The sequence below is a fragment of the Enterobacter sp. I4 genome (assembly GCF_022669095.1).
Taxonomy (GTDB): domain Bacteria; phylum Pseudomonadota; class Gammaproteobacteria; order Enterobacterales; family Enterobacteriaceae; genus Enterobacter; species Enterobacter pasteurii.
This window is the reverse complement of record NZ_JALBUO010000002.1, coordinates 154,987-181,616: the sequence shown is the minus strand read 5'-3', so window position 1 is coordinate 181,616 and position 26,630 is coordinate 154,987. Positions and strand designations below refer to the sequence as shown.

General features: G+C 58.5%; 23 protein-coding genes. 17 read left to right on the top strand and 6 right to left on the bottom strand.

Going from position 1 to position 26,630, the window contains the following annotated elements:
* The first annotated feature begins 39 nt into the window (after nt 1-39).
* Nucleotides 40-1,143 carry a diguanylate cyclase AdrA gene (gene adrA / locus MOQ06_RS13190; RefSeq protein ID WP_242173448.1) on the top strand — a complete coding sequence of 368 codons (1,104 nt, stop codon included), beginning with the start codon at nt 40-42 and terminating at the stop codon, nt 1,141-1,143.
* 16 nt (nt 1,144-1,159) lie between these two features.
* On the opposite strand, the gene proC is transcribed toward adrA, so the two are convergent.
* Nucleotides 1,160-1,969, bottom strand: coding sequence for a pyrroline-5-carboxylate reductase (gene proC, locus MOQ06_RS13185; RefSeq protein ID WP_045334495.1), 810 nt, complete (start codon nt 1,967-1,969; stop codon nt 1,160-1,162).
* A gap of 97 nt (nt 1,970-2,066) precedes the next feature.
* Between proC and MOQ06_RS13180 the strand changes: the two genes are divergently transcribed.
* From MOQ06_RS13180 to ppnP, 5 genes are all read left to right on the top strand, one after another.
* Nucleotides 2,067-2,525: a YaiI/YqxD family protein gene (locus tag MOQ06_RS13180; protein WP_148420243.1), complete on the top strand. Its 459-nt coding sequence runs from the start codon at nt 2,067-2,069 to the stop codon at nt 2,523-2,525.
* 144 nt (nt 2,526-2,669) lie between these two features.
* Complete coding sequence (gene aroL, locus MOQ06_RS13175; protein ID WP_176611071.1) at nt 2,670-3,194, top strand: shikimate kinase AroL; 525 nt, start codon at nt 2,670-2,672, stop codon at nt 3,192-3,194.
* A 44-nt stretch (nt 3,195-3,238) separates the two neighbouring features.
* Nucleotides 3,239-3,430 carry a protein YaiA gene (gene yaiA, locus MOQ06_RS13170; protein ID WP_148420245.1) on the top strand — a complete coding sequence of 64 codons (192 nt, stop codon included), beginning with the start codon at nt 3,239-3,241 and terminating at the stop codon, nt 3,428-3,430.
* A gap of 236 nt (nt 3,431-3,666) precedes the next feature.
* Nucleotides 3,667-4,344, top strand: a complete 678-nt coding sequence (locus MOQ06_RS13165; RefSeq protein ID WP_148420246.1) for an AroM family protein — start codon at nt 3,667-3,669, stop codon at nt 4,342-4,344.
* Nucleotides 4,345-4,415: 71 nt separating this feature from the next.
* A complete protein-coding gene (ppnP, locus tag MOQ06_RS13160) occupies nt 4,416-4,703 on the top strand; it encodes a pyrimidine/purine nucleoside phosphorylase (RefSeq protein ID WP_003859131.1) in 288 nt (95 codons plus the stop codon).
* Between the two features lie 45 nt (nt 4,704-4,748).
* Here the strand turns inward: ppnP and rdgC are convergent, their stop codons facing one another.
* Nucleotides 4,749-5,663 (bottom strand): recombination-associated protein RdgC, encoded by a 915-nt coding sequence (gene rdgC, locus MOQ06_RS13155; protein ID WP_148420247.1) that lies wholly within the window; start codon nt 5,661-5,663, stop codon nt 4,749-4,751.
* Nucleotides 5,664-5,786: 123 nt separating this feature from the next.
* Between rdgC and mak the strand changes: the two genes are divergently transcribed.
* Nucleotides 5,787-6,692: a fructokinase gene (gene mak / locus MOQ06_RS13150; RefSeq protein WP_242173446.1), complete on the top strand. Its 906-nt coding sequence runs from the start codon at nt 5,787-5,789 to the stop codon at nt 6,690-6,692.
* Between the two features lie 88 nt (nt 6,693-6,780).
* Here the strand turns inward: mak and sbcC are convergent, their stop codons facing one another.
* Both sbcC and sbcD read right to left on the bottom strand, forming a co-directional pair.
* Nucleotides 6,781-9,912 carry an exonuclease subunit SbcC gene (gene sbcC, locus MOQ06_RS13145; protein WP_242173444.1) on the bottom strand — a complete coding sequence of 1,044 codons (3,132 nt, stop codon included), beginning with the start codon at nt 9,910-9,912 and terminating at the stop codon, nt 6,781-6,783.
* Complete coding sequence (gene sbcD / locus MOQ06_RS13140; RefSeq protein ID WP_242173442.1) at nt 9,909-11,114, bottom strand: exonuclease subunit SbcD; 1,206 nt, start codon at nt 11,112-11,114, stop codon at nt 9,909-9,911. Before sbcD ends, sbcC begins: the two co-directional genes overlap by 4 nt.
* Before the next feature lie 187 nt (nt 11,115-11,301).
* Here sbcD and phoB point away from each other — a divergent pair, with 187 nt between their 5' ends.
* The 7 genes from phoB to MOQ06_RS13105 all read left to right on the top strand — a co-directional run bounded on the left by phoB (nt 11,302) and on the right by MOQ06_RS13105 (nt 22,555).
* Complete coding sequence (phoB, locus tag MOQ06_RS13135) at nt 11,302-11,991, top strand: phosphate response regulator transcription factor PhoB (protein ID WP_148420251.1); 690 nt, start codon at nt 11,302-11,304, stop codon at nt 11,989-11,991.
* A gap of 21 nt (nt 11,992-12,012) precedes the next feature.
* Complete coding sequence (phoR, locus tag MOQ06_RS13130) at nt 12,013-13,308, top strand: phosphate regulon sensor histidine kinase PhoR (RefSeq protein WP_148420252.1); 1,296 nt, start codon at nt 12,013-12,015, stop codon at nt 13,306-13,308.
* Nucleotides 13,309-13,717: 409 nt separating this feature from the next.
* Nucleotides 13,718-15,037: a branched-chain amino acid transporter carrier protein BrnQ gene (gene brnQ / locus MOQ06_RS13125; protein ID WP_148420253.1), complete on the top strand. Its 1,320-nt coding sequence runs from the start codon at nt 13,718-13,720 to the stop codon at nt 15,035-15,037.
* Nucleotides 15,038-15,118: 81 nt separating this feature from the next.
* Complete coding sequence (proY, locus tag MOQ06_RS13120) at nt 15,119-16,492, top strand: proline-specific permease ProY (protein ID WP_148420254.1); 1,374 nt, start codon at nt 15,119-15,121, stop codon at nt 16,490-16,492.
* A 163-nt stretch (nt 16,493-16,655) separates the two neighbouring features.
* Entirely contained in the window at nt 16,656-18,473 is a 1,818-nt protein-coding gene (gene malZ / locus MOQ06_RS13115) for a maltodextrin glucosidase (protein WP_242173440.1), read from the top strand.
* Between the two features lie 90 nt (nt 18,474-18,563).
* Nucleotides 18,564-21,173 carry a DUF2339 domain-containing protein gene (locus MOQ06_RS13110; protein ID WP_242173438.1) on the top strand — a complete coding sequence of 870 codons (2,610 nt, stop codon included), beginning with the start codon at nt 18,564-18,566 and terminating at the stop codon, nt 21,171-21,173.
* On the top strand, nt 21,170-22,555 hold the full coding sequence (locus MOQ06_RS13105; RefSeq protein ID WP_242173436.1) for a DUF3999 family protein: 1,386 nt from the start codon (nt 21,170-21,172) through the stop codon (nt 22,553-22,555). The genes MOQ06_RS13110 and MOQ06_RS13105 overlap by 4 nt, the downstream gene beginning before the upstream one ends.
* A 43-nt stretch (nt 22,556-22,598) precedes the next feature.
* On the opposite strand, the gene MOQ06_RS13100 is transcribed toward MOQ06_RS13105, so the two are convergent.
* Together MOQ06_RS13100 and acpH are read right to left on the bottom strand one after the other, a co-directional pair.
* Nucleotides 22,599-23,201: a peroxiredoxin C gene (locus MOQ06_RS13100; RefSeq protein ID WP_148420258.1), complete on the bottom strand. Its 603-nt coding sequence runs from the start codon at nt 23,199-23,201 to the stop codon at nt 22,599-22,601.
* A 127-nt stretch (nt 23,202-23,328) separates the two neighbouring features.
* Entirely contained in the window at nt 23,329-23,910 is a 582-nt protein-coding gene (gene acpH / locus MOQ06_RS13095; protein ID WP_193355680.1) for an ACP phosphodiesterase, read from the bottom strand.
* A 92-nt stretch (nt 23,911-24,002) separates the two neighbouring features.
* On the opposite strand from acpH, the gene queA reads away from it, so the two are divergent.
* The 3 genes from queA to yajC are packed head-to-tail and all read left to right on the top strand — an operon-like array spanning nt 24,003 to nt 26,609.
* Nucleotides 24,003-25,073, top strand: coding sequence for a tRNA preQ1(34) S-adenosylmethionine ribosyltransferase-isomerase QueA (queA, locus tag MOQ06_RS13090; protein ID WP_148420260.1), 1,071 nt, complete (start codon nt 24,003-24,005; stop codon nt 25,071-25,073).
* A gap of 53 nt (nt 25,074-25,126) precedes the next feature.
* The gene (tgt, locus tag MOQ06_RS13085) at nt 25,127-26,254 is read left to right on the top strand and encodes a tRNA guanosine(34) transglycosylase Tgt (RefSeq protein ID WP_003859110.1); all 1,128 of its coding nucleotides are present in this window, start codon (nt 25,127-25,129) and stop codon (nt 26,252-26,254) included.
* Nucleotides 26,255-26,276: 22 nt separating this feature from the next.
* On the top strand, nt 26,277-26,609 hold the full coding sequence (yajC, locus tag MOQ06_RS13080) for a preprotein translocase subunit YajC (protein ID WP_003859109.1): 333 nt from the start codon (nt 26,277-26,279) through the stop codon (nt 26,607-26,609).
* Nucleotides 26,610-26,630: the final 21 nt, after the last annotated feature.

Sequence of the window (26,630 nt, the reverse complement as noted above, 5' to 3'; positions counted from 1 at the left end):
CTCTATAATTTGGGAAAATGTTTCAGAATATTCCCAAAAATGATGAATGATGAAATTTATAACCATGACCAGAGCATTCGGGAAGCCTGGCACCAGCAGCTTTCTCAGGATGACGCCTGCCGTTCCGGCCTGCAGTTTGCCCGGCGTATACGGCTGGCCCGCATCGCTGGCCTGGGAGCCCTGTTTTTCCCGCTTGCCAGCGTTCTGGTCAGCCAGTTTTTCTCCGGCGGCTGGTGGTTATTTCTGCTTGGCTGGGCCTTCGTCTGGCCACACCTCGCCTGGCAGCTTGCCTTTCGTGCGGCCGATCCTTTCAGCAGCGAGATCGTTAATCTGAAAATTGACGCCATTATTGCCGGCGTGTGGGTTGGGCTGACGGGGCTCAACGCGCTGCCGGCGGCGGCGCTGATCGTGACGATCGGGATGAATATGATGGGATCGGGCGGCTGCCGGTTATTTTTGACGGGACTCGTGCTGCTTGCCCTGTCTGCCCTGCTTACCGTGCACGTAGCGGCCATTCCGGTGAGATTAAGCGCTGAGCCGCTGGTGCTGTGGCTGACGCTGCCCGTTCTGGTGGTCTACCCCGTGCTGTTTGCCTGGCTCAGCCACCGCACGGCGATCCGGCTTGCAGAGCATAAGCGCCGGCTTGAGCTGATGAGTACCCGCGACGGTATGACCGGCGTGTTTAACCGCCGCCACTGGGAAACGCTGTTGCGTAACGAGTTTGAGGCCTGCCGTCGCGGCCATCGACAGGCGACGATACTGCTCATCGATATCGATCACTTTAAAAATATCAACGACACCTGGGGTCATGACGTGGGGGATGAAGCGATAGTGGCGATCACGCGCCAGCTTCAGCTGGCGCTGCGCGCCGGGGATTTTATTGGCCGCTTCGGGGGAGATGAATTTGCGGTGATCATGTCCGGCACGCCTGCCGACAGCGCGATTGCTGCCATGTCGCGCGTGCACGAGCGGCTGGTTAATATGCCGCTGCACGGTGCGCCAGCGGCGAGGCTGTGCATCAGCGTTGGGGTTGCCCCGTGGGGCGCGCAGTTCATGCACTATCGTGAATGGCTGAAGGCGGCGGACGTGGCCCTCTATAAAGCCAAGAATGCCGGACGTGGCCGCACCGAAGTGGCCGCCTGACGCCCGGCGCTGCTCGTCAGGACTTGCTCAGCTTCTCTGACTTTTCCATGCATTTTTGCATCGCCTCGATCACGGCGGAGCGGAACCCGCGATCTTCCAGCACGCGCACGGCTTCAATAGTTGTGCCGCCCGGTGAGCACACCATATCCTTCAGTTCGCCCGGATGTTTGCCCGTCTCCAGCACCATTTTGGCCGAACCCATCACCGCCTGCGCGGCAAATTTATAGGCCTGCGCGCGCGGCATACCGCCGAGCACGGCGGCATCGGCCATGGCTTCGATAAACATAAACACGTAGGCTGGCGCAGAGCCGCTTACGCCGACAACCGGGTGGATCATCGGTTCGGCAATCACTTCCGCTTCGCCGAAGCAGCGGAAAATGTTCAGTACATCCGCCACGTCTTCAGAAGTGACCAGCGCGTTCGGGGTGACGGAGGTCATGCCGGCATTCACCAGCGACGGCGTGTTCGGCATGGCGCGGACGATCTTCCGATCGTGGCCCAGCGCGCGGGCGAGCTGGTCGAGGGTGACGCCTGCGGCAATCGACACCACCAGGGTCTCTTTATTCAGGCTGGAGGTAATTTCGCTCAGGACTTTTATCATGATGTTTGGCTTAACGGCGCCAAAGACAATATCCGCAACCTGGGCCACTTCCTGCGCGCTTTCAGCAGCGTTAACGCCGTACTCATCGCGCAGCGCCGCGACCTTATCCGGTGATGGGGTATAAACCCAAATCTGCCCCGGCAAAACCTGACCGCTGGCGATCAGCCCGCCGAGGATTGCTTTGCCCATGTTCCCGCAGCCGATAAACCCGATTTTCTTATCCATCACGTCTCTCCGTTATTATGCGTTGTTATCTCTGACTGATAGCTTAACAACGAAATGCAGGCGACAATAGTCGCCAGCAACATAATGGGGAGAGACTATGGCTATCTGGGTTGATGCGGACGCGTGTCCGAATGTGATTAAAGAGATTTTATTCCGCGCCGCCGAGCGGGTGCAGATGCCGATGACGCTGGTGGCGAACCAGAATATCCGCGTGCCGCCCTCCAGGTTCATTCGTTCTCTGCGCGTGCCGGCCGGGTTCGACGTGGCGGATAACGAGATTGTGCGCCTGTGCAGCGCCGGAGATTTGGTGATCACGGCGGATATCCCGCTGGCTGCCGACGTGCTGGCGAAGGGGGCCGCGGCGCTTAACCCGCGCGGCGAGCGCTACTCTCCGGCAACGATTCGTGAAAAGCTCACCATGCGAGATTTTATGGATACCCTGCGTTCCAGCGGCGTTCAGACCGGCGGGCCGGACAGCCTGTCTCAGCGCGACCGCCAGCAGTTTGCCGCCGAGCTGGATAAATGGCTGCTGGAAGTGAAGCGCCGCCCGGCGTAATCCTCAGCCGGGCTGTTTTGTGGTACAGTGTGGCCTCCACAGGCTTGTCATTCCGTACCGCTTTGCAGTAAAGTTAGCGCAACATCTTCTGCAATCATTTCTTTACAGCCTTCAGTTATCCGGCATCAAGGGGAACACCTGGTTATGAACCCACCCATCTTTTTAGTTGGCCCTCGCGGCTGTGGGAAAACCACCGTTGGTCTGGAGCTGGCGCGTCTGTGCCAGAGTCAGTTTGTCGATACTGACCACTGGCTGCAGGAGAAGGCCGGTCGGACCATCGCCGATATCGTGGAAAAAGAGGGCTGGGAGAGCTTTCGTGCGCGTGAAACGGCAACGCTTGAGGCCGTCACCGCGCCATCTACCGTGATTGCGACCGGCGGAGGCATTATTCTGGCGCCGTACAACCGCCAGTTTATGCGTGAAAATGGGGAGGTCATCTATCTCTGCGCGCCGGTCTCTACGCTGGTGGGGCGGCTGGAAGCGTTTCCGGAAGAGGGGCAGCGTCCTGCACTAACCGCGAAACCGCTGAGCGAAGAGGTCAGCGAGGTGCTTGCCGAACGCGATGCGCTATACCGCGAGGCCGCACACCACGTGGTGGATGCGTCTGCGTCACCTGAGAAAGTTGCGATTCAGATTATTACCGCCCTGCGTTTGGCTTGCGCCAGCTAACAGCCGTCTATACTCATAGCTCAGACATAAAAAAAGGATGAGCTATGCCAACCAGACCTCCCTATCCACGTGAAGCCCGCATTGTTACCGTTGAAAAAGGTAATGGCGATCGGACTGTAACCTGGTATCAGCTGCGTGCCGATCACCCAAAACCCGATTCGCTCATCAGCGAACATGATACCGAACAGGAAGCGCTGGATGCGAAACGGCGGTACGAAGATCCTGATAAGACCTGACAGGGTTCCGAATTCGCTACAACCGTGCCTGAATCACATTTTTAACTTATCGCTAATGTTAAGTAGCAGTTAATATTTAGTTATTACAGGTAGATTCGTTAAGGCCAGCCGATCTTTACATTACGGTGTAGAGATCCGCTGCTACGCTTGGTGCTGTTTTGTTCAAAAAACGAACCGTGCAGCGTAGTGAGCCTGTACCTGTGTTGTAGTTATGGCAGTAACGAAAGGCGATCAAAATGAAGGCGACGTTGGCGATCCTCACGATTGGTGTGGTCCCTGTAAGCGAAGTATTACCGCTCTTAACGGAGCATGTCTCTGAACAACAGATTACGCATCTTAGCCTGTTAGGGAAGTTGAGTCGGGAAGAGGTCATGGAAGACTACGCTGTCGAGGCGGGGGACGATCCCCTGGCGACGTTATTAAGCGACGGTAAACTGGCGCACGTGTCGCGCCAGAAAATTGAGCGCGCGCTTCAGGGCGTGATTGAAGTGCTCGATAATCAGGATTATGACGTTATTTTGCTGATGAGTACGGCCCCTGTTAAGGGACTCAGCGCGCGTAATGCGATTCTGCTGGAGCCAATGCGGATCATTCCACCGCTGGTGGCCTCCATTGTCGACGGTCATCAGGTTGGGGTCATTGTTCCCGTTGAGGAGCTGCTGGATAACCAGGCGGTGAAGTGGTCCGCGCTGGAGCACCCGCCGCTGTATGCGCTGGCAAATCCGTTCTGGGACAGCGAAGCGAAGCTGATTGCTGCGGGGCAAGAGCTGATCGACAGAGGGGCGGACGTGCTGATGCTGGACTGCCTGGGCTTCCACCAGCGGCATCGTGATTTACTGCAAAAAGCGCTGGACGTTCCGGTGCTGCTCTCTAACGTGCTGATGGCGCGTCTGGCGTCAGAATTACTGGTGTAATGATTTTGCGTGACAGGTCATGAGCATGGCCCCTATAGTGGATTTTTCTCTATAAATATAAGGGCCAGTTCATGCTTCAGAGTAACGAATACTTTTCCGGTAAAGTGAAATCCATCGGTTTTACCAGTAGCAGCACTGGCCGCGCCAGTGTGGGCGTGATGGCGGAAGGAGAATACACCTTTGGCACCGCAGAAGCGGAAGAGATGACGGTGGTCAGCGGCGCGCTGAACGTCCTGCTGCCGGGTGAAACAGAGTGGAAAGTATATAGCGCCGGGCAGGTATTCAACGTGCCGGGCCACAGCGAGTTCCATTTACAGGTGGCAGAGCCAACCTCTTACCTGTGCCGCTATCTGAAATAATTTTCTTTCTTCCCCCTCAGCCCTGACTAGCGAGGGGGAAGGACATTACCTCTGCGCTTCGCCGCCGAGGCCTTCCACCAGATTCTGGATCAACGCCGCCAGCTCTCCGGTCATCAGGATAAAGTCCGCATCAAAGCGCTGCGCGTAATCTTCGCGGTCGATATCTTCGTTCTGATCGCGCAGTTCATCGCAGAATTTAAGACGCTTCACGGAGCCGTCATCACACATGACAAACTGAATACGCTGCTGCCAGTCGAGCGCCAGCTTGGTTACGACTTTGCCCGCTTCAATGTGCACGGCTATTTCGTCGCTCACCAGATCCTGTTTCTTCGCGCGGATCACGCCGCCATCTTCCAGCAGCGCTTTCAGCTCTGCCTCATCGAGGATCTGGAAGCCCTGTGCGGCGGTACCGCTGCGCACCCACTCCGTCAGGGTCAGCTCAATCGGCGTTTCCAGCGCCAGGGGAACTACCGGCAACGAGCCGAGGCTCTTACGCAGCAGCGCCAGCGTATCTTCCGCTTTTTTGGCGCTGGCGCAGTCCACCATGATCAGCCCGTTAACGGTGTCGATCCACATCATGGTCTGGCTAAAGCGGCTAAAGGCGCGAGGCAGCAGCGAGTGCAGCACTTCATCCTTCAGCGAATCTTTTTCGGTTTTTTTAAGCTTACGGCCCTGTTCTGCTTCCAGCTTGAAGATCTTCGCTTCGAGCGCCTGTTTAACCACCGGCGTTGGCAGGATCTTCTCTTCTTTACGGGCGCAAACGATGATTTGCCCCGTGCTGCTGGCGTGGGTCAGCGCATCGCTTTGAGAACCCATTGGCGGAACCCAGCCGGTTTTCGCCATGTCCTGGCTACCGCAAGGGGTAAAGGAGTAAGCGGCTAACTGTTTTTCCATCTCTTCTGCACGCAGCGAAATGTCGCGGCTGAGACGGTAAACCATCAAATTTTTGAACCACAGCATGATAATTTCCACGGCCTTGTCGTTAAATCAGCGGGCATGATAGCGAATTGTCGCATCGCTTGCATTGCTAATCGGGAAGCAGGCTTCTACTCTGTTGATAATCAAAATAATGAGGAGTGTCTTGTGCGTATTGGGATTGATTTGGGTGGCACCAAAACGGAAGTTATTGCGCTGAGCGAGCAGGGGCAGCAGCTGTTTCGCCACCGTCTGCCTACGCCGCGTGATGACTATCACCAGACCATCGAGACGATTGCCAGGCTGATCGATATGGCCGAGGAGCCCACGGGCGAGACGGGGACGGTGGGAATAGGTATCCCCGGCTCTATTTCGCCTTATACCGGCGTGGTGAAAAATGCCAACTCCACCTGGCTTAACGGCCAGCCGTTCGATAAAGACTTAAGCCAGCGCCTGAACCGGGAGGTGCGTCTGGCGAATGACGCTAACTGCCTGGCGGTGTCTGAGGCCGTCGATGGCGCAGCGGCAGGCGCGCAGACCGTGTTTGCGGTGATTATCGGTACCGGCTGCGGTGCCGGGTTGGCCTTCGGTGGACGTTCGCATATTGGTGGCAACGGCACCGCGGGCGAGTGGGGGCATAACCCGCTGCCGTGGATGGATGAAGATGAGCTTAAGTACCGCGTCGACGTGCCGTGCTACTGCGGCAAGCAGGGCTGTATCGAGACGTTTATCTCCGGCACCGGTTTTGCGACGGACTACCACCGCCTGAGCGGGCAACCGCTGAAGGGGAACGAGATTATGCGCCTGGTTGAGGAGCAGGATCCGGTGGCCGAACTGGCGCTCAGCCGCTACGAAATGCGGCTTGCAAAATCGCTGGCGCACGTGATCAATATCCTCGATCCCGACGTAATTGTGCTGGGTGGCGGCATGAGCAACGTCGACCGGCTGTACGCGACGGTGCCGACGCTGGTGAAACAGTGGGTATTTGGCGGCGAGTGTGAAACCCCGATCCGCAAAGCCGTCCACGGGGATTCCAGCGGCGTGCGCGGCGCGGCATGGCTATGGCCGGAATAAAAAACGCACGCTACGGTTTTTGATGTTTGTTCCCTCTCCCTTTGGGAGAGGGCCAGGGTGAGGGCACCAGACCGCACCGACCCACCATTTACCGCACCGCAAACTCTCGATCCAGCCTGCTATACCCCAGCCCGTTGATCTTCTTCACCTTAATCTGTACCGGAATGCGCTCTTTCATCGCCTCTACGTGGCTGATCACGCCGATGGTTTTCCCGGTGGCGTTCAGCGCGTCGAGCGCGTCCAGCGCGGCGTCCAGCGTTTCGCTATCAAGCGTGCCGAACCCTTCGTCCAGGAACAGCGAATCAATCCGCGTTTTGTGGCTGACCAGATCGGAAAGCGCCAGGGCCAGCGCCAGGCTGACGAGGAAACTCTCGCCGCCGGACAGGGTACGGGTATCGCGTACCGCGTCCGCCTGCCAGGTATCGACCACCTCCAGCTCCAGCGCGTCGCTCGCTTTACGCTGCAGCAGATAGCGGCCATGCAGGCGGTTGAGCTGCTGGTTGGCAAGCCACACCAGGTTATCCAGCGTCAGCCCCTGGGCGAATTTACGGAATTTATCGCCGGTGCTGGAGCCTATCAGCGAGTTAAGGTAGCCCCAGTCGTCGGCCAGACGCGCCGCCTCTTCAATCTGCTGCATGAGCGCCTGCTGGTGCAGACGGTTATCAGCGTCCTGCTTGAGCTGCTGGCGGATCTCACCCTGATGGGTGGTATTGTCCCGAAGCTGCTGCCCCAGCTGCTGTAGCTGCGCCTGAAGGCTTGCGGCATCCGTGTCCAGCCCTTCCGGGCGCAGCGCCTGATGCGCCTGAAGCTGCTGACCAGCCTGCCCGGAAAGCGCCGTAGCCTGCTGGAGCTGATTTTCCAGCGTCTGCTTTTGCTGCTCAAGCCGGCGGATCGTCGCCTCATCCAGCAGGGCGGAGAGAAACGCCTCCCGGTCGGCGAAGCAGCTCTCGGCCAGCGCGGCGCCGAACTGTTCCTGCGAATGCTGTAGCCGCTCGCGCTCGAGCGTCTCCTGCTGCTGTAAGGTGGCGAGCTGGCTTTGCAGCGACAGGCATTCGTCGTGGATCCCGCGCCAGTTCTCAGGAATGGCCGCCTCGGCTTCCGCGCCCTCGGAGACCGGCAGCGTATCCAGCAGCGGCGTCAGGGCGTTAATACGTTCCTGAATCACGCCGTGCTGGGTCTGCTTTTCCTGCCACCGGGTATATTCGGCTTCGCGCGCGCTGAGCCAGGCGCTTTCCTCACCTTCATCGGGCATGCTGAGCGACAGCGGCCGTAGCGAGGACGCCAGCGCCTCACGCGTCGCCGCCAGCTGCTGCTGGTACTGGCGCGCCTGACCTTCTTGTTCATTGAGCTGATTTTGCAGCGTCAGGCGCTGGCTGAGCTGATAAAGCTGGCGCTCGTACTGCTCCTGCTCGCTCATCCAGGGGGCGATATCATCCTGTATATTCAGCGCTACGTTCAGGGAAGTGCAAACCTCAAGCCACTCTTTAGTGAGCGCTTGCTCTTCCTGAGAGAGCGTCGTGGCTTCCTCTGTTTCTCGCTGGATCTGTTGGGCCAGCGCATTCACCTGCCCAAGCACCAGCAATCCTTCGTCCTTAAGCGCGGCAACCTCTTTTTCCAGCGCGTCACGGCGGCGCTGATTGTCGGTCAGCTCAAGCGACTGATACTCCACTACGGCCGGATGTTCGCTTGAACCGCAGAGTGGACAAGGCTTACCCGCTTCCAGCCGTTCCCGATAGTGCTCAAGATCTTTGATTGTCGCTTCACGCTCGCAGAGCGTTTTAAGGTCGGCGAAGTGCTGGTTTTTCTCTTTATACTGCTGCCGGCGCAGGGTCAGCGTTTCGTTGAGTTTACCCTGCTCAGCCTGCGCCTTTTGCAGGCTTTCCCCATTCTGGCGCAGCCGCTTTTGCAGCGGCTGGTAGCGAGCGTGAAGCGCGGTCAGGCGCTGACGGAGCGCCCGGGATTGCGCCTGTTGCTCCATGGCCGTCGCGAGCGCCTCAGCCGTCAGCGTAAGCGCGCTTTCCGGCATGTCAGCCAGCTTCTGGCGGAGCTCCGCAATGCGCGCCGACTGGGACGCGAGCTGATTTTTATCGCGGCTCAGCTGCGTAAAATTCGCTCGCCAGCCGGCCATCTCCTGGCCCCACAGACGAAAGCGATCGTGTTCGGTCAGCCACTGCGCCAGCGACGCGTGCTCTGCCTGCAGGCGTTCGCGTATACCCAACGCGCCGTTGCGGATACGCGAGCGCAGCGCCGCTCTGTCGAGTAAGCGAGTATTTACCTCGACAATCCGCTGCGTCGTTTGCGCCAGGCGGGTGGTCTGCTCCTGCTGGCGCTCCCACAGCGGCCGCAGCTGGGCGGCGGGCTGAGCCAGCCGGAGCTTCGCCAGTTCAGGCGCGGCATCGGCCAACGCCCGTTGCGCCTGCTGCTGCGAAGCGGCCGCGCGCTGCTGTTCACGAACCAGCTCGTCGTTGCGCGACAGCCACTGAAAATCTTTCTGTTGGCTCTGCTGTTGAGCCAGCAGGGTTTTCTCTTCGTCAGTAAGTGCCTGCAAACTTTGCTGCAACTGCTGCTGTTGTTCTTCGCTCAGAAGCACCACGCCAGCGGCCTGGGCTTCGCACCTCTCCAGCGCGCCGCGTGCCGCCTTGTGTTTTTCAAAGACCGTGGCGGAAATCTGGCCGTAAATTTCCGTGCCGGTCAGCTCTTCCAGCAGCTCGGCGCGATCTCCCGGCTTAGCGTTCAGGAAGGCGGCAAACTGTCCCTGAGAGAGCAGCATTGAGCGGGTAAAGCGGCCATAGTCCAGCCCGGTCAGTGCGGCGGTTTGTTCCAGCTTATCCGTGACTTTATCCGCCAGGATTTTGCCGTCTTCGCAGCGGGCCAGCTCAACGCGCGGTGCCTGCAGGTTTCCGTCCGGCTGGTTGCGGGCGCGGTTCTGGCTCCAGAAAGCGCGATAGGCGACGCCTTTAACCTCAAACTCCACCTCCGCCAGGCATTCGGCGGTATCGCGCGTCATCAGGTCGTTTTGCGCCTGGGAGACCTTATTCAGGCGCGGCGTTTCGTGGTAAAGCGCCAGGCAGATGGCGTCCAGCAGCGTGGTTTTCCCCGCGCCCGTGGCACCGGTAATGGCAAACAGCCCGTTGCTGGCGAACGGCTCAGCGGTAAAGTCAATTTTCCACTCGCCCTTCAGCGAGTTCAGGTTTTTCAGACGCAGGCTCAGAATTTTCATGCGTTTTCTTCCTCGTCATGAAGGGTGTGCAGAGTCTGTGCAAACAGCTCGTTAAGCCTGGTGCGCCTGGCGTCGTCCATCTCTTCATGCGCCAGCCGCCGCTCGAAGACCTCTTCAACCCGAAGTTCGCTAAGCGTTTCGCGCCGGGCGCTTAGCAGCGTTTTCTCGCGCTGCTCGCGGCTTCGGCGCACCAGCAGCACTTCTACGGGCAGCGCTTCCGTCAGCGCCTGGATTTTGCGCTGCATATCGTGCAGATACTCGTCGGTGGTAATCTCGATATCGAGCCAGACGGGCGGGTTATGTTCGGCGCCGCGATACTGCTCAAGCTGAGCGGTAATGGCGGCCAGATCGCCCTTCAGCACCGCCAGCGGCTGGGTGACGGGAACCTCAAGGCTCTCCACGGCGCTGAGTTTGCCCTCGGTAAAGCTCACCAGATGCACGCATTTTGCTTTGCCCGTTTCGTCGAAGCTGAGCGAAATGGGCGACCCGCAGTAGCGAATGTGCTCGCAGCCGCCGATGACCTGCGCCCGGTGAATATGCCCGAGGGCTATATAGTCGGCGGGCGGGAAGTTCTGGGCCGGGAACGCGTCCAGCGTACCGATGTAGATCTCGCGCACCGCGTCACTTTTGCTGGCACCGACGGTCGTGAGGTGTCCGGTGGCGATGACCGGAATGGCCTGTTCACCGCGCAGGGCGCAGGCCTCCGCGTGCTGGCGATGGTAATAGTCGGTGATGGCCTGCAATAGGTGCTGCTGCTTTTCACTGCCGGAAAGACCGGCCTGGCTCTGCATGATATCGCGCGGGCGTAAAAAGGGGATCGGACACAGCACCGCGCCCGGCGTGCCGTCGCGTTTTTTCAGGATCTGCGGCGCATGCCCGGCGCTGGCTACCACGGTGGTATTGAGAAACGCCAGAATATCGCGGGATTCATTCAGCGTCGCCACGGAGTCATGGTTACCGGCGACGATCACAAGGTGGCAGCCGGTTTGCTGGAGGTTAACCACGAAACGGTTGTACAGCTCGCGCGCATAGCTCGGCGGCGACCCGGTATCAAAGATGTCGCCCGCCACAATAATCGCGTCCACCTCATGGCTCCGGGCCGTCTCCAGCAGCCAGTTCAGGAACGCTTCATGTTCAGCGGCGCGGCTTTTACTGTAAAAATTTTGACCCAGGTGCCAGTCTGAGGTGTGAAGTATGCGCATAAGTGATCCGTGGCAAAAATAAGAAAGCAGGATTATAAACTTTCAGGGAACGGAAAATAACCGCTGTAATAAAACAACAGTTTGCTATTTACCGTGGTAATGTTTTTCATAAATCTGTCATAAATCTGACGCATAATGACGCCGCATTACAGACTTGTAACTTAAATACGATAAGACAGGGCAAAGTATGGCGAGACGTATTCTGGTCGTAGAAGATGAAGCTCCGATCCGTGAAATGGTGTGCTTCGTGCTTGAACAAAATGGTTTCCAGCCGGTTGAAGCGGAAGATTATGACAGCGCGGTGAACCAGCTGAATGAACCCTGGCCCGATCTCATCCTGCTGGACTGGATGTTGCCTGGCGGTTCCGGGTTGCAGTTTATCAAGCATATCAAACGCGAAGCGCTGACCCGCGATATCCCGGTGGTTATGCTGACGGCGCGCGGTGAAGAAGAGGATCGCGTGCGCGGTCTGGAAACCGGTGCGGACGATTACATTACCAAACCCTTTTCCCCGAAGGAGCTGGTCGCTCGCATTAAGGCCGTGATGCGCCGTATTTCACCGATGGCGGTGGAAGAGGTGATTGAGATGCAGGGGCTAAGCCTGGATCCTACCTCGCACCGCGTGATGACCGGCGAAAATCCCCTCGATATGGGGCCAACCGAATTTAAACTCCTGCACTTCTTTATGACACACCCGGAACGCGTTTACAGCCGCGAACAGTTGCTGAATAACGTCTGGGGAACTAACGTCTATGTCGAAGACCGAACGGTTGACGTCCATATTCGCCGCCTGCGCAAAGCACTGGAGCTGAGCGGCCACGATCGCATGGTGCAGACGGTCCGCGGCACGGGTTATCGTTTCTCGACCCGTTTCTGAACAATGACAGGAGTGTGACGCGTGCTGGAACGTCTGTCATGGAAAAGGCTCGTCTTTGAACTGATCTTATGCTGTATTCCGGCCTTCATTCTGGGGGCTATTTTTGGCTATCTGCCGTGGTTTTTACTGGTGGCCGTGACGGGACTGCTCGTCTGGCATTTCTGGAATTTACTGCGCCTCTCCTGGTGGCTGTGGGTCGACAGAAGTATGACGCCGCCGCCGGGAAGCGGAAGCTGGGAGCCGCTGCTCTACGGCCTGCACCAGATGCAGATGCGTAATAAAAAGCGCCGACGGGAGCTGGGAAGCTTGATCAAACGCTTTCGCAGCGGCGCGGAGTCGCTGCCGGACGCGGTGATCCTGACGACGGAAGAAGGGACGATCTTCTGGTGTAATGGCCTCGCACAGCAGCTGCTTGGCCTGCGCTGGCCGGATGATAACGGCCAGAACATCCTCAACCTTCTGCGCTACCCCGAGTTCACGCTGTATCTGAAAACGCGTGATTTTAGTCGTCCGCACAATCTGAAGCTCAATAACGGCCGCCATCTTGAAATTCGCGTGATGCCCTACAGCGATCGGCAGTGGCTGATGGTGGCGCGAGATGTCACCCAGATGCACCAGCTGGAAGGGGCGCGTCGCAACTTCTTTGCAAACGTCAGCCACGAGCTGCGCACGCCGCTGACGGTGTTGCAGGGCTATCTGGAGATGATGCAGGAGCAAACGCTTGAAGGTGCGCCGCGTGAGAAAGCGCTGCACACCATGCGCGAGCAGACGTACCGCATGGAAGGGCTGGTCAAACAGCTGCTGACGCTCTCGAAGATTGAGGCCGCGCCGTCGCTGGCGCTCAACGAGGTCATTGACGTGCCGATGATGCTGCGCGTAGTGGAGCGCGAGGCGCAAACCTTGAGCCATAAAAAACACACCCTGGCGTTTGAGGTTGATAACGACCTGAAGGTGCTCGGCAGTGAAGATGAACTGCGCAGCGCCATCTCGAACCTGGTGTACAACGCCGTAAACCATACCCCGGAAGGGACGCACATCGTGGTGCGCTGGCAGCATACCCCGGCGGGCGCTGAGTTTAGCGTCGAAGACAACGGGCCGGGAATAGGGTCTGAACACCTCCCGCGCCTCACCGAACGGTTCTACCGGGTGGACAAGGCGCGCTCGCGGCAGACCGGAGGCAGCGGTCTGGGGCTGGCAATCGTGAAGCATGCGGTGGGCCACCACGAGAGCCGTCTTGATATCGAAAGCACGCTGGGCAAGGGCACGCGCTTTAGCTTTGTTATCCCGGAACGATTAATTGCCAAAAAGAGCGCCTGACCGCGGGCGTGTCAGTCATGCTTTCCACGGGCCAGCCACTGCTGGCCCGTTTGCTTTGCAGTCAAGCGAAGCGCGGGTGAATATTATACGGTTGATGCTTTTTTGTTCGCATGATTAGCCATGGGTTTTTCTTATACATGGCATATTATGTTGTCCTGTATTTTCATGCTGGCATATTGTTCTGGTTTTACGATCCCTTCTTGCCTTTAAACGTTATAAGCGTTTAAATTGCCCCCCATATACTGTCAGACAGACTGTATTTGCGTGGTAAATCGAAAAACTATTCTTCTCCACGCCAGGACGGGAGCATTTCCCGCTGAAATTGAGCAAATTTTCCGCTGTATTGTCCCGTCAGGGATGGCGAAAAACTCAACGTTTTCAACACCACATCCACAGGCAGTAAGGTTTTATGACCCATCACTTGAAATCGCGTGACATTATCGCGCTGGGCTTTATGACATTTGCGCTGTTCGTTGGCGCAGGCAACATCATTTTCCCTCCAATGGTTGGCTTACAGGCGGGTGAACACGTCTGGACGGCCGCGTTTGGTTTTCTGCTTACTGCGGTGGGTCTGCCGGTATTGACCGTCATCGCGCTGGCGAAAGTCGGCGGCGGCGTGGACAGCCTCAGCACGCCGATTGGCAAGGTAGCTGGCGTTCTGCTGGCGACCGTGTGCTATCTGGCCGTTGGCCCGCTGTTTGCGACCCCGCGCACGGCGACGGTTTCCTTTGAAGTGGGTATTGCCCCGCTGACCGGGGACGGTGCGATGCCGCTGTTTATCTACAGCCTGATCTACTTCGCGATCGTTATTCTGGTGTCGCTCTATCCGGGCAAACTGCTGGATACAGTAGGTAACTTCCTGGCGCCGCTGAAGATTGTTGCGCTGATCGTGCTGGCGGTTGCGGCCATCGTCTGGCCTGCGGGTCCTATCAGCTCTGCGATGGACGCGTACGAGAACGCGGCGTTCTCGAACGGTTTTGTTAACGGCTATCTGACGATGGATACGCTGGGCGCAATGGTGTTTGGCATTGTTATCGTTAACGCCGCGCGTTCCCGCGGCGTAACCGAAGCGCGTCTGCTGACCCGCTACACCATCTGGGCTGGCCTGATGGCCGGTGTTGGCCTGACGCTGCTGTATCTGGCGCTGTTCCGCCTGGGTTCAGATAGCGCAACGCTGGTCGATCAGAGCGCGAACGGCGCGGCGATCCTGCATGCCTACGTGCAGCACACCTTTGGCGGTGCGGGCAGCATGCTGCTGGCGGCGCTGATTTTCCTGGCGTGCCTGGTCACGGCGGTAGGGCTGACCTGCGCCTGTGCGGAGTTCTTTGCCCAGTATCTGCCGCTCTCGTACCGCTCGCTGGTATTTATCCTCGGCATCTTCTCCATGGCGGTGTCAAACCTCGGTCTGAGCCATCTGATTCAGGTGTCGATTCCGGTGCTGACGGCAATCTATCCGCCGTGCATCGTGCTGGTGGTGCTGAGCTTCACCCGCCCGTGGTGGCATAACTCCACGCGAATTATTGCGCCAACCATGTTTATCAGCCTGATTTTTGGTATCCTTGACGGGATCAAAGCATCAGCGTTCGCCGACATCCTGCCAGCATGGACACAGCGTCTGCCGCTGTCCGAGCAGGGACTGGCCTGGCTGATGCCATCCGTTGTTGCGCTGGTGCTGGCTATCGTCTGGGACCGTGCGGCGGGGCGTCAGGTTACATCAAACGCCCATTAATCAACGGCAACAAATTGTTTAACCACGGGGCTTAAGGCCCCGTGGTTTTTTGTTTTTTTCGTGTTGAATGGCAAGATTTTAATGGAAAGCACTAACAAACTTAAACGTGGATTGAGCACCCGCCACATCCGCTTTATGGCGCTGGGCTCGGCTATCGGCACCGGTCTTTTTTATGGCTCGGCAGATGCCATCAAAATGGCCGGTCCAAGCGTACTGCTGGCCTACATCATTGGCGGCGCCGCGGCCTACATCATCATGCGTGCGCTGGGGGAGATGTCGGTTCACAACCCGTCAGCCAGCTCGTTCTCACGCTACGCGCAGGAAAACTTAGGCCCGCTGGCCGGGTTTATCACCGGCTGGACCTACTGCTTCGAAATCCTGATTGTGGCCATAGCCGACGTCACGGCGTTTGGCATCTATATGGGCGTCTGGTTCCCCGCCGTGCCGCACTGGATCTGGGTGCTGAGCGTGGTGCTGATCATCTGCGCCGTTAACCTGATGAGCGTGAAGGTGTTTGGCGAACTGGAGTTCTGGTTCTCCTTCTTCAAGGTCGCGACCATCATCATCATGATCCTCGCCGGTTTTGGCATCATCATCTGGGGTATTGGCAACGGCGGACAGCCGACGGGCATTCATAATTTATGGAGCAACGGCGGCTTCTTCAGCAACGGCTGGCTCGGAATGGTGATGTCGCTTCAGATGGTTATGTTCGCCTACGGCGGTATTGAGATTATCGGGATCACCGCCGGAGAAGCGAAAGATCCGGAGAAATCCATTCCGCGCGCCATCAACTCGGTGCCGATGCGTATTCTGGTGTTCTATGTGGGGACGCTGTTCGTAATTATGTCCATCTATCCGTGGAACCAGGTGGGCACCAACGGCAGCCCGTTTGTCCTGACCTTCCAGCACATGGGCATTGCGTTTGCTGCCAGCATTCTTAACTTTGTGGTGCTGACCGCATCGCTGTCGGCCATCAACAGCGACGTCTTCGGCGTTGGCCGTATGCTGCACGGCATGGCGGAGCAGGGCAGTGCGCCGAAGGTCTTCGCCAAAACGTCGCGTCGCGGCACGCCGTGGGTAACGGTGCTGGTGATGACCGTTGCGCTGCTGTTCTCGGTTTACCTGAACTACATCATGCCGGAGAACGTCTTCCTGGTGATCGCGTCGCTGGCGACCTTTGCGACCGTGTGGGTGTGGATCATGATCCTGCTGTCGCAGATTGCGTTCCGCCGCCGTCTGCCGCCGGAAGAGGTAAAGGCGCTGAAGTTTAAGGTTCCGGGCGGCATCGCAACGACCGTCGTCGGGCTGATCTTCCTGGTGTTTATCATCGGCCTGATTGGCTACCATCCGGACACCCGTATCTCGCTTTACGTGGGCTTTGCGTGGATCGTCCTGCTGCTGGTGGGCTGGATGTTTAAATGCCGCCGTGACCGTCAGCTGGCGCAAGCGCAGTAATATTTTAATCTCCCTCTCCCGCCGGGAGAGGCTCAGGATGAGGGCATCAGGCCGCACTGATGCCTCATCCCCCGTCCTCCTCCCCCAATAAACGTCCTCACGATGAGCTAACCTTAACCACCCTGTGGCATGGTGACGTCAATTTCATCAAAGGGGATTCGTGATGTTAAACGCCTGGCACCTTCCGGTTGCCCCATTTGTTAAGCAAAACAAAGACAACCTTGTGATTACGCTCTGGCTGGCGGGGGAAAATCAGCCTGAACGTGTGACCTTACGCGCCGAAGTGGATAACGAAGAGACGTCGCTGAAAATGCACAAGGCGCGCAGCCAGCCTCAGCCGGGTATCACGGCGTGGCGGGCGAATATCGACCTTCGCAGCGGGCAGCCGCGTCGCCGCTACAGCTTTAAGCTGCTGTGGAATAACCGTCAGCTGTGGTTTACCCCGCAGGGGTTTAGCCGTTTCCCTCCGGCCAGGCTTGAGCAGTTTGCGGTTGATTATCCGGATAACGGCCCGCAGTGGGTTAACGATCGGGTCTTTTACCAGATATTCCCGGACCGCTTTGCGCGCAGTGAAAAACGCACCGCCGGGCAGGACAAGGTCTACTACCACCATGCGGCCGGTCACGACATCATTATCAAAAAATGGGGCGAGCCGCTGACCGCGCAGGCGGGCGGCTCGACCTTTTACGGCGGCGATCTCGACGGTATCAGCGAAAAGCTGCCGTACCTGAAAAAGCTCGGCGTGACCGCGCTGTACCTGAACCCGGTGTTTAAGGCGCCAAGCGTACATAAGTACGATACTCAGGATTACCGGCACGTTGACGAGCAGTTTGGCGGTGACGAGGCGCTGCTGCGGCTGCGCCACAATACGCAAAAGGAAGGTATGCGCCTGATACTCGATGGCGTGTTCAACCACAGCGGTGATTCTCACGCGTGGTTTGACCGTCATAATCAGTCGATGGGCGGCGCATGCCATAACCCGGACTCACCGCAGCGTGACTGGTACAGTTTTGACGAAAACGGCCGCGCCCTGGACTGGCTTGGCTACCCGAGCCTGCCGAAGCTGGATTTTCAGTCGCCCTCTCTGGTGAATGAGATCTACGGTGGTGAAGACAGCATCGTGCGCCACTGGCTGAAGGCGCCGTGGAATATGGACGGCTGGCGGCTGGACGTCGTGCATATGCTCGGTGAGGCGGGCGGAGCGCGAAACAACCTTCACCACGTCCGGGAGATCTCTCGCTCGGCGAAAATCGCGCGTCCGGAGGCGTTTGTCTTTGGCGAACACTTTGGCGACGCGCGCCAGTGGTTGCAGGCAGATGCCGAAGACGCGGCGATGAACTATCGCGGCTTCACCTTCCCGCTGTGGGGATTCCTCGCCAATACCGACATTTCTTACGACCCGAACCATATTGATGCCGAAACCTGCATGGCGTGGATGGAGAACTACCGCGCCAGCCTGTCGCATCAGCAGCAGCTGCGGATGTTCAACCAGCTCGACAGCCACGATACCGCCCGCTTCAAATCGCTGCTTGGTAAGGATGTAGCGCGACTGCCGCTGGCGGTAACCTGGCTCTTTACCTGGCCCGGCGTACCCTGCATCTACTATGGCGATGAAGTGGGGCTGGACGGCAACAACGATCCGTTCTGCCGTAAAACGTTCCCGTGGGAGCCTGAGAATCAGGATCGGGAGCTGTTCAGCCTGTACCAGCGCATGGCGACGCTGCGCAAGCAGAGCCAGGCCCTGCGCTACGGGGGCAGTCAGGTGATGTACGCCCACGATAACGTGGTGGTGTTTGTCCGCGTCTATAACCAGCAGCGCGTGCTGGTGGCTCTCAACCGGGGCGAGGCGTGCGAGGTGGTGCTGGAAGATTCACCGCTGCTGGCAGGTAAAACGTGGAAGAGCAAAGCGGGTAAAGCGACGTTCCAGGAAAGCGTGCTTACGCTTCCGGCCATTTCAGCGGCGGTCTGGTTCGGCAGCTAACTGCGGGCGGAGCGGTTTTCACCTTTTAGATGGCGCAAATGCAACTATTTGTGTCAATCTTAACGGATCGTTTACGGTGAAGGTGGAAACATGGACGAGCTTTACATCCTTGGCTGTTTGTTCCTGGTTTTTGCGCTGCTGGTGGCGCCCGTGCTTGCGGTTATAGGCTTTAACCGAAGCACGGCGGCGCAGCAGGAGATCGTCCGGCTACGCCAGCGCATTGAGGCGCTTGAGCAGCGCGGCGCGGCTGATTACGCGCCGGAAACGGTGCAGCCCGCCGCGCCGGTGGCGGAGCCTGCTCCGGCGGCAGCGGTCGAGTCTTTGCCCGTCGATCCCTGGCGCCCCGGGCCGCCTGTTACTGAGGCAAAACCAGCGCCGGCACCGGCCCCGAAACGGCCCTCCGCCTTTGGCGGTATCCTGTCTTCACTGACGCGCTGGTTTATGCAGGGCAATCCGCTGGCGAAGCTGGGGATTGTGCTGCTCTTCCTCGGCCTCTCTTTCCTGCTGCGCTATACCGTCGAACATTCACTGTTTCCGCTTGAGCTGCGCCTTGCAGTTACGGCGCTGTTTGCCATGGTCCTGCTGGCCGTCGGATGGCGGCTGCGGCACAGGCAGCGGATCTATGCCCTTATTCTTCAGGGCGGCGCAACCGGCGTGCTCTACCTGACCGTCTTTGGCGCGTTCCGGCTCTGGCAAATGTTGCCGATGACCCTGGCGTTTGCGCTGCTGGTGGTGATTTGCGCGGCGAGCGTCGGGCTGGCCGTGCTGCAAAGGGCGCTGAGCCTTGCCATGCTGGCGAGCCTCGGCGGGTACCTTGCACCGCTGCTGCTGTCGACGGGAGGGGGAAGCTTTGTGGCGCTGTTCTCCTTCTATCTCCTGCTCTCTATCGGCATTCTCGCCATCAGCATCTGGCAGCACTGGCGCGAGCTCAACCTGCTCGGGCTGCTCTTTACGTTTGGCGTGGGGGGATGGTGGGGGCTGAGCGACTATCAGCCTGATGACTACGTTATCTGCCAGCTGTTCCTGATTGCCAATACGCTTATTTTCGGCGTGTTTAGCGTAGCGCTGTCGCTGCGGGCGCAGGAAAAAGGTAAACAGATTATTGACGGCGTACTGCTGTTTGCGCCGCCGCTTGTTGGATTTGGAATGCAGTACGGCATGACGTCGCACTGGACATACGGCCCGGCGCTCGGCGCGCTGGGGTATGGGGCGTTTTACCTCTCGCTGGCGTTCCTCGCGCTGCGGCGCTATCCGTCAGTCGGGCGGCCGCTGGTGATGGCGGCGCTGGCCATCGGCGGAGGATTCGCGACGCTCGCCATCCCGCTGGCGCTGTCGGCGCGCTGGACGGCAATGGCCTGGGCGCTGGAAGGGCTGGGCATCCTCTGGCTGGGGATCCAGCAGCAGCAAAGGCGCATGAGCTATAGCGGGACGGCGCTGCTGGTGCTGGCGCTCGGCAGCGCGCTGTGGGCGCAGAGGGACGGCGTTACGTCGCTGAGCCTGCTGCTGATCTTCGCCATTCTCAGCCTTAGCTGGCTGGCTGCGGCCTGGCTGTGGCGGCGTTATGTGCTGCCGGTCAGCTGGGCGCTGCTGGCCGGCGGGCTGCTGTTCTGGTTAGTCGCGCTGCTGGGCGCATCGCAGCTGTTGCTGAAGCAGGAGCTATCGATTCTGGCGGGCGTGCTGGCGCTGGCGGCGGCGTCGGTCTGGGGCTGGCGGCAGGTGGCCGCTCGTCTGGCGTGGCGGGAGCTGGATGGAAGCAAATGGCTGCTGTGGCCGGTAATGCTGCTGATGTTGGGCTATCAGCTCTCGCACCAGCAGGTCTTTGCCGCCGGCTGGGCAAATCTGGCCTGGTGTGTTGCGCTGCCTTCCGCGCTGCTGCTATTGCGGCGTGACGGAGAAGTTCTCCTGCCGCGTCTCTCAATGGGGCTGCATCTTTCGCTGCTGTGGATGATTTTACTGGCGCTGGCCGCTGAGCTTTACTGGTTTTCCCGATCGTTGCCGTGGGGCATGCTGGCCTGGGGCTGTGGGCTGGCCATGGCCGCTGGCGGTGCGGTGATTATGGCGCTCTCTGCGGCGGTGCGGCGTCGCGGGTGGCCGTTCCGGGAGTGGCCTGCGCTGTATGCGTGCGTGGCACCGATCCCCGTGGTCGTAGCGCTGCTGGTACTGCTGGTGGTGACCAATTTCCAGGACGGTGTGGTTTATGGTCAAGCCTGGCTGCCGCTGGTAAACCCGCTTGAGGAAGGGGCCGCGTTTGCGCTGCTGGGGCTGGTGGTGTTTTATCGGGCCGTGGATCGCTATTGCCCGGCATCGCTCGCGCAGTCCCGCCCGTGGCCCGCCGTCATGCTGATGGCGTTTGGCTTCTGGTGGCTTAACGGCGCGCTGCTGCGCGCGCTGGCGTGGTACGGCGAGGTGGCATGGAATATGGCGTCGCTGTGGGATTCGCGGCTTATCCAGACCACGTTTGCCCTGTTCTGGATGTTGTGCGCGCTGGTGGTCATGATCCGCGCTACCCGCCGGGCCGCCCGGCAGGAGTGGCTCTGCGGTGCGGCGCTGCTGGGCGTGGTCATGCTCAAGCTGATGCTCGTAGACAGCGCGGGCGGCGGCGGCCTGTCGCGCGCCGTCGCGTTTATCGGCGTGGCGATCCTGGTGCTGATTGTGGGCTATTTCTCGCCACTACCGCCAAAAGCAGGAGAAGAAAAATGAAATGGATGAAAGCGGTAGCCTGTACCGCGCTGCTGGCGCTTGCAGGCCCGGCGTTCTGCGACGAGGTGCAGACGGAATCGCCGCGGGATTATGCCTTCGGTCTTTCGCTGGATACGTCTGTCCCTTCCCAGTGGTATCGGGTGATGCTGCCGCTCGCCGTGTATGCGCAGAGCACGTCGCCGGAACTGCAGGACGTTCGCGTCTTTAATCAGTCGGGCGAGCCGGTTCCCTTCAGCCTGGTCGCCGCGACGCGTCCGCAGCCGTCGGTGCAAACCACGGCGCTGCGCCTCTTTCCTCTGGATGCCTCGCCGCTGGCGCCTGCGCGAGGGGACGAGGACCGCGATAAAATCCTGCTCCGTTCCCGAAACGGCGTTGAGATTGTGCTGGAAGGGCAAAAAGCCGCCGCAGCCGGGCGGCATTATCTGCTGACCCTGCCGGAGCAGGCTACGGGTGAGGTTGCCCTGTCCCAGCTTCAGCTGCTCTGGAATACCCCTCAGACGCCGTGGCAGGGAACGGCGTCGGTTTATTACAGTGAGGATCTTAAGCGCTGGTATACCCTGCGCGAAGATATGCCCCTGCTGGACGTCGCTAGCGGCGAGGATCGTCTTAAGCTCGATCGGATCGATATTGATACGGTTTTATCTCCTGACGCGAATCGCTATCTCATGGTGGTGCTGAACGCGCAGAGCCCCGGAATAACCCTGACCGGCGTAAATGCGATCGGCGCTCCCGCGCAGGCGGCGCCGGAAACGAACGATCTTGAGGGGAAAGGGGAGCAGCTATCGACAAGCGAAGCGCAGTGGCGCTGGGCGCGGCCGCAGCCGCTGCGTGCGGTCAGTATCTTACTGAATGGCGACGGCGTCCTTCCCGTAGAGATAGCGTGGCGGAGTACGGAGACGGACAAATGGCATCCTCTGAAAAAAGAGGTGCTTTACCGTCTGGAGGGCAAAACCTCTCCACCCGTTTCGCTTAGCGGAGGCCTGGTGCAGGCGGTGAAAATCACGACGCTGAATGCGCGACTGCCGGAATACCTGCCGGGCGTCATCGGGTATCGCGACCGCTATGACCTGGTGTTTAACGCGCAGGGAAAAGCGCCGTACCTCCTCGCATGGGGAAACGGGGCTGCAAAACCTGCCGGCGTGGAGCCTGACATGCTGATCCCTGCCGCGCTGCGTAAAACGTATGATATGGCGAACCTGCCGCAGGCCGATCTTAAGGACAATGTCGCCTTAGGCGGCGAGGCTCGTCTGACCGCCACCTCTGCGGCCGAACGGGCGAGCAGGATGAACACGCTGCTGGTGTGGGGCGTGCTGATTGCGGGCGTGATCCTGCTGGCGGGCATGGCCTGGCGCATCTGGCGAGAGACGCAGCGTAAAGCATAAAAAAAGGCCCGCATAAGCGGGCCTCTTCCGTAAACCGTGCCGATTACAGGCTGGATACGTTCTCAGACAGGTATTTAGCCACGCCGTCCGGGGAAGCAGCCATACCTTCTTTACCTTTTTCCCACTGAGCCGGGCACACTTCACCGTGCTCTTCGTGGAACTGGAGCGCGTCAACCATGCGCAGCATTTCGTCAACGTTACGACCCAGCGGCAGGTCGTTCACAACCTGGTGACGAACGATGCCGTTGGCGTCGATCAGGAAAGAACCACGCAGCGCAACGCCAGCGTCCGGATGTTCGATACCGTAAGCCTGCTGAATTTCGCGCTTGATGTCCGCAACCATCGCGTATTTCACCGCACCGATGCCGCCTTTGTCGACAGGGGTGTTACGCCATGCGTTGTGTACAAATTCAGAGTCGAAGGAGACGCCAACCACTTCCACGCCACGCTTCTGGAATTCTTCGTAACGTTTGTCGAACGCGATCAGCTCAGACGGGCAAACGAAGGTAAAGTCCATTGGCCAGAAGAACAGAACGGTCGCTTTACCGTTGGTGTGCTGTTTGAAGTTGAAGTTTTCAACGATTTCACCGTTGCCCAGAACTGCTGCAGCCGTAAAATCCGGAGCCGGACGAGTTACCAGAACCATATGATTCTCCTGTAGATACTAAGGTTATTTGGAACGCAACGCGGCCCAGTATAGAGAGTGTTCGCTCATAAGACAAAGAGGTGATGACAATCGTTCCGCCAGCTTTTACCTATCAATGAAAACGCGCTCAGAGCTGCTTGTTTTTTGCCTGCGCCATCATGCGCGGGTAGAACTGCCAGAAGCGCGTTTCCAGCGCGTCATAATGTTCGTCCAGGTCGTGCCAGGAGTCGCGCAGCGCGTCAAGACGCGGGCGGCGGCTGGCCATGCCGTTGAGCACGTTCTGAATGAAATCCATCTCGCGGTAACGCTCCAGCCAGCGTTCCGACCACAGGTAATTATTGAGATTTACGAAGCGCGGCGGCGAGTCAGGCAGAATGATCGCTACCTGCTGACGGGCATAGCGCACAAATTCGGGTAACGGCATCTCTGGCGAAAGCCGTTCCCAGTGGCGCGAGAGGAAATGATCCCACATCACGTCAAGGGTAATCGGCGCAACGCGGCGCGTTTCGGGACGGAACCAGGCTTTGGCTTCGGTCACTTCCGGCAGGTTGTCGGTCAGCACGTCGATGCGGCGATGCATAAAAATCCCGTCGACAACCTCCGGGGAATAGGCGTCAGCAGGGTTGCCGCGCACGAAATCGGCCAGCAAATTGCCGGAAAGGGAGCTGTCCGCGAGGTGAGCGAGATGCAGGTGAGCGAGAAAATTCATGCGTTTTATTTGTCCGGTGGCGGCTAGTTGTTGCAGCAAATGGGTGTGAGCACTAGACTATGCCGCCTGTTTTTAAGTCACGAGTATACGTCATGCGCGTCGCCGATTTCTCCTTTGAACTACCTGAATCCCTGATTGCTCACTACCCCATGCCTGAGCGTAGCAGCTGTCGCTTGCTGTCACTTGACGGGCCAACGGGCGCGCTGACGCACGGTACTTTCACCGATCTGCTCGACAAGCTCAACCCTGGCGATCTGCTGGTCTTTAACAATACCCGCGTGATCCCGGCGCGTCTGTTTGGCCGTAAAGCCAGCGGCGGCAAGATTGAGGTGCTGGTCGAACGTATGCTCGATGATAAACGTATTCTGGCACATATTCGCGCCTCCAAAGCGCCGAAGCCGGGCGCTGAGCTGCTGCTGGGCGATGACGAGAGCATCAAAGCGACCATGACCGCGCGTCACGATGCGCTGTTCGAGGTGGAGTTCAACGACGAGCGCACGGTGCTTGATATCCTCAACACCATCGGCCACATGCCGCTGCCGCCGTACATTGAGCGCCCGGACGAAGAGGCCGACCGCGAGCTGTACCAGACCGTCTACAGCCAGAAGCCTGGCGCGGTCGCGGCGCCGACGGCAGGCCTGCACTTTGATGAACCGCTGCTGGAAAAACTGCGCGCGAAAGGCATCGAGATGGCGTTTGTCACGCTGCACGTCGGTGCGGGGACGTTCCAGCCGGTACGCGTGGACAGCATTGAAGACCACATCATGCACTCTGAGTACGCCGAAGTGCCGCAGGAGGTGGTGGATGCGGTGCTGGCGGCGAAAGCGCGCGGCAGCCGCGTCGTGGCCGTCGGTACGACGTCGGTACGTTCCCTTGAGAGCGCCGCGCAGGCCGCGAAAAGCGGTTTGATCGAGCCGTTCTTTGGCGATACGCAGATCTTTATCTACCCGGGCTATCAGTACAAAGTGATTGATGCGCTGGTGACCAACTTCCATCTGCCTGAATCTACGCTGATTATGCTGGTCTCCGCATTTGCGGGTTATCAGCATACGATGAATGCCTACAAGTCTGCGGTAGAACAAAAATATCGCTTTTTTAGCTACGGTGACGCGATGTTTATCACGTACAATCCGCAGGCTTTGAATGAGCGTGTCGGGGAATAAGTCCGCGGCACCGTGTTACAACGTTGGACTGTTTTTCTGACGTCGGAGAAAAAATGAAATTTGAACTCGATACCACCGATGGCCGCGCGCGTCGCGGTCGCCTGGTGTTTGATCGCGGCGTGGTTGAAACCCCCGCGTTTATGCCTGTGGGCACTTACGGCACCGTAAAAGGGATGACGCCGGAAGAGGTGGAAGCCACTGGCGCACAGATCATTCTCGGCAACACGTTCCACCTGTGGCTGCGTCCGGGTCAGGAGATCATGAAGCTCCACGGCGACCTGCACGACTTCATGCAATGGAAAGGCCCGATCCTGACCGATTCCGGCGGTTTCCAGGTCTTCAGCCTGGGCGATATCCGCAAGATCACCGAGCAGGGCGTACACTTCCGTAACCCGATCAACGGCGATCCGATCTTCCTCGATCCGGAAAAATCAATGGAGATTCAGTACGATCTCGGCTCCGATATCGTGATGATCTTCGACGAATGCACGCCATACCCGGCGGACTGGGACTACGCGAAACGCTCAATGGAGATGTCCCTGCGCTGGGCGAAGCGTAGCCGCGACCGTTTTGACTCCCTGCAGAACAAAAATGCGCTGTTCGGCATTATTCAGGGCAGCGTTTACGAAGATTTACGCGATATCTCCGTTAAAGGTCTGGTAGAGATAGGCTTTGATGGCTACGCTGTCGGCGGTTTGGCTGTGGGTGAGCCGAAGGAAGATATGCACCGCATTCTGGAGCATGTCTGCCCGCAAATCCCGGCGGATAAACCACGATACCTGATGGGTGTGGGCAAACCGGAAGATCTGGTTGAAGGCGTACGTCGCGGCATTGATATGTTCGACTGCGTCATGCCAACACGAAATGCACGTAACGGTCATCTGTTCGTTACCGATGGCGTGGTGAAAATCCGTAACGCGAAGCATAAGAGTGACACCAGCCCGCTCGATTCCGAGTGCGATTGCTATACCTGTCGCAATTATTCTCGCGCGTATCTGCATCATCTCGATCGTTGCAACGAGATTTTGGGCGCGCGACTCAATACCATTCATAATCTTCGTTATTATCAGCGCTTAATGGCTGGTTTACGTAAGGCTATCGAAGAGGGTAAATTAGAGAGCTTCGTGACCGATTTCTACCAACGTCAGGGGCGGGATGTTCCACCGTTGAACGTTGATTAATTTTAATAATGAGGGAATTTGAATGAGCTTTTTTATTTCTGATGCGGTAGCAGCAACGGGTGCACCAGCGCAGGGCAGCCCAATGTCACTGATTCTGATGCTGGTTGTGTTCGGTCTGATCTTCTACTTCATGATCCTGCGTCCACAGCAGAAGCGTACTAAAGAGCACAAAAACCTGATGAACTCCATCGCGAAAGGCGATGAGGTCCTGACCAATGGTGGCCTGGTAGGTCGCGTAACCAAAGTAGCGGAAAACGGCTACATTGCTATCGCCCTCAACGACACCACTGAAGTGGTTATCAAACGTGACTTCGTAGCTGCCGTTCTGCCGAAAGGCACCATGAAGGCGCTGTAATCCCAACTTTTCCCAAAGGGA

What these genes read in the sequence shown, in the direction of transcription:
- phoB (WP_148420251.1), top strand. Translation starts at nt 11,302, where the DNA reads ATGGCGAGACGTATTCTGGTCGTAGAAGATGAAGCTCCGATCCGTGAA.
- brnQ (WP_148420253.1), top strand. Translation starts at nt 13,718, where the DNA reads ATGACCCATCACTTGAAATCGCGTGACATTATCGCGCTGGGCTTTATG.
- sbcC (WP_242173444.1), bottom strand. Translation starts at nt 9,912, where the DNA reads ATGAAAATTCTGAGCCTGCGTCTGAAAAACCTGAACTCGCTGAAGGGC.
- proC (WP_045334495.1), bottom strand. Translation starts at nt 1,969, where the DNA reads ATGGATAAGAAAATCGGGTTTATCGGCTGCGGGAACATGGGCAAAGCA.
- ppnP (WP_003859131.1), top strand. Translation starts at nt 4,416, where the DNA reads ATGCTTCAGAGTAACGAATACTTTTCCGGTAAAGTGAAATCCATCGGT.
- proY (WP_148420254.1), top strand. Translation starts at nt 15,119, where the DNA reads ATGGAAAGCACTAACAAACTTAAACGTGGATTGAGCACCCGCCACATC.
- yaiA (WP_148420245.1), top strand. Translation starts at nt 3,239, where the DNA reads ATGCCAACCAGACCTCCCTATCCACGTGAAGCCCGCATTGTTACCGTT.
- rdgC (WP_148420247.1), bottom strand. Translation starts at nt 5,663, where the DNA reads ATGCTGTGGTTCAAAAATTTGATGGTTTACCGTCTCAGCCGCGACATT.
- MOQ06_RS13110 (WP_242173438.1), top strand. Translation starts at nt 18,564, where the DNA reads ATGGACGAGCTTTACATCCTTGGCTGTTTGTTCCTGGTTTTTGCGCTG.
- sbcD (WP_242173442.1), bottom strand. Translation starts at nt 11,114, where the DNA reads ATGCGCATACTTCACACCTCAGACTGGCACCTGGGTCAAAATTTTTAC.
- yajC (WP_003859109.1), top strand. Translation starts at nt 26,277, where the DNA reads ATGAGCTTTTTTATTTCTGATGCGGTAGCAGCAACGGGTGCACCAGCG.
- adrA (WP_242173448.1), top strand. Translation starts at nt 40, where the DNA reads ATGATGAATGATGAAATTTATAACCATGACCAGAGCATTCGGGAAGCC.
- MOQ06_RS13165 (WP_148420246.1), top strand. Translation starts at nt 3,667, where the DNA reads ATGAAGGCGACGTTGGCGATCCTCACGATTGGTGTGGTCCCTGTAAGC.
- MOQ06_RS13105 (WP_242173436.1), top strand. Translation starts at nt 21,170, where the DNA reads ATGAAATGGATGAAAGCGGTAGCCTGTACCGCGCTGCTGGCGCTTGCA.
- malZ (WP_242173440.1), top strand. Translation starts at nt 16,656, where the DNA reads ATGTTAAACGCCTGGCACCTTCCGGTTGCCCCATTTGTTAAGCAAAAC.
- tgt (WP_003859110.1), top strand. Translation starts at nt 25,127, where the DNA reads ATGAAATTTGAACTCGATACCACCGATGGCCGCGCGCGTCGCGGTCGC.
- acpH (WP_193355680.1), bottom strand. Translation starts at nt 23,910, where the DNA reads ATGAATTTTCTCGCTCACCTGCATCTCGCTCACCTCGCGGACAGCTCC.
- aroL (WP_176611071.1), top strand. Translation starts at nt 2,670, where the DNA reads ATGAACCCACCCATCTTTTTAGTTGGCCCTCGCGGCTGTGGGAAAACC.
- queA (WP_148420260.1), top strand. Translation starts at nt 24,003, where the DNA reads ATGCGCGTCGCCGATTTCTCCTTTGAACTACCTGAATCCCTGATTGCT.
- MOQ06_RS13180 (WP_148420243.1), top strand. Translation starts at nt 2,067, where the DNA reads ATGGCTATCTGGGTTGATGCGGACGCGTGTCCGAATGTGATTAAAGAG.
- MOQ06_RS13100 (WP_148420258.1), bottom strand. Translation starts at nt 23,201, where the DNA reads ATGGTTCTGGTAACTCGTCCGGCTCCGGATTTTACGGCTGCAGCAGTT.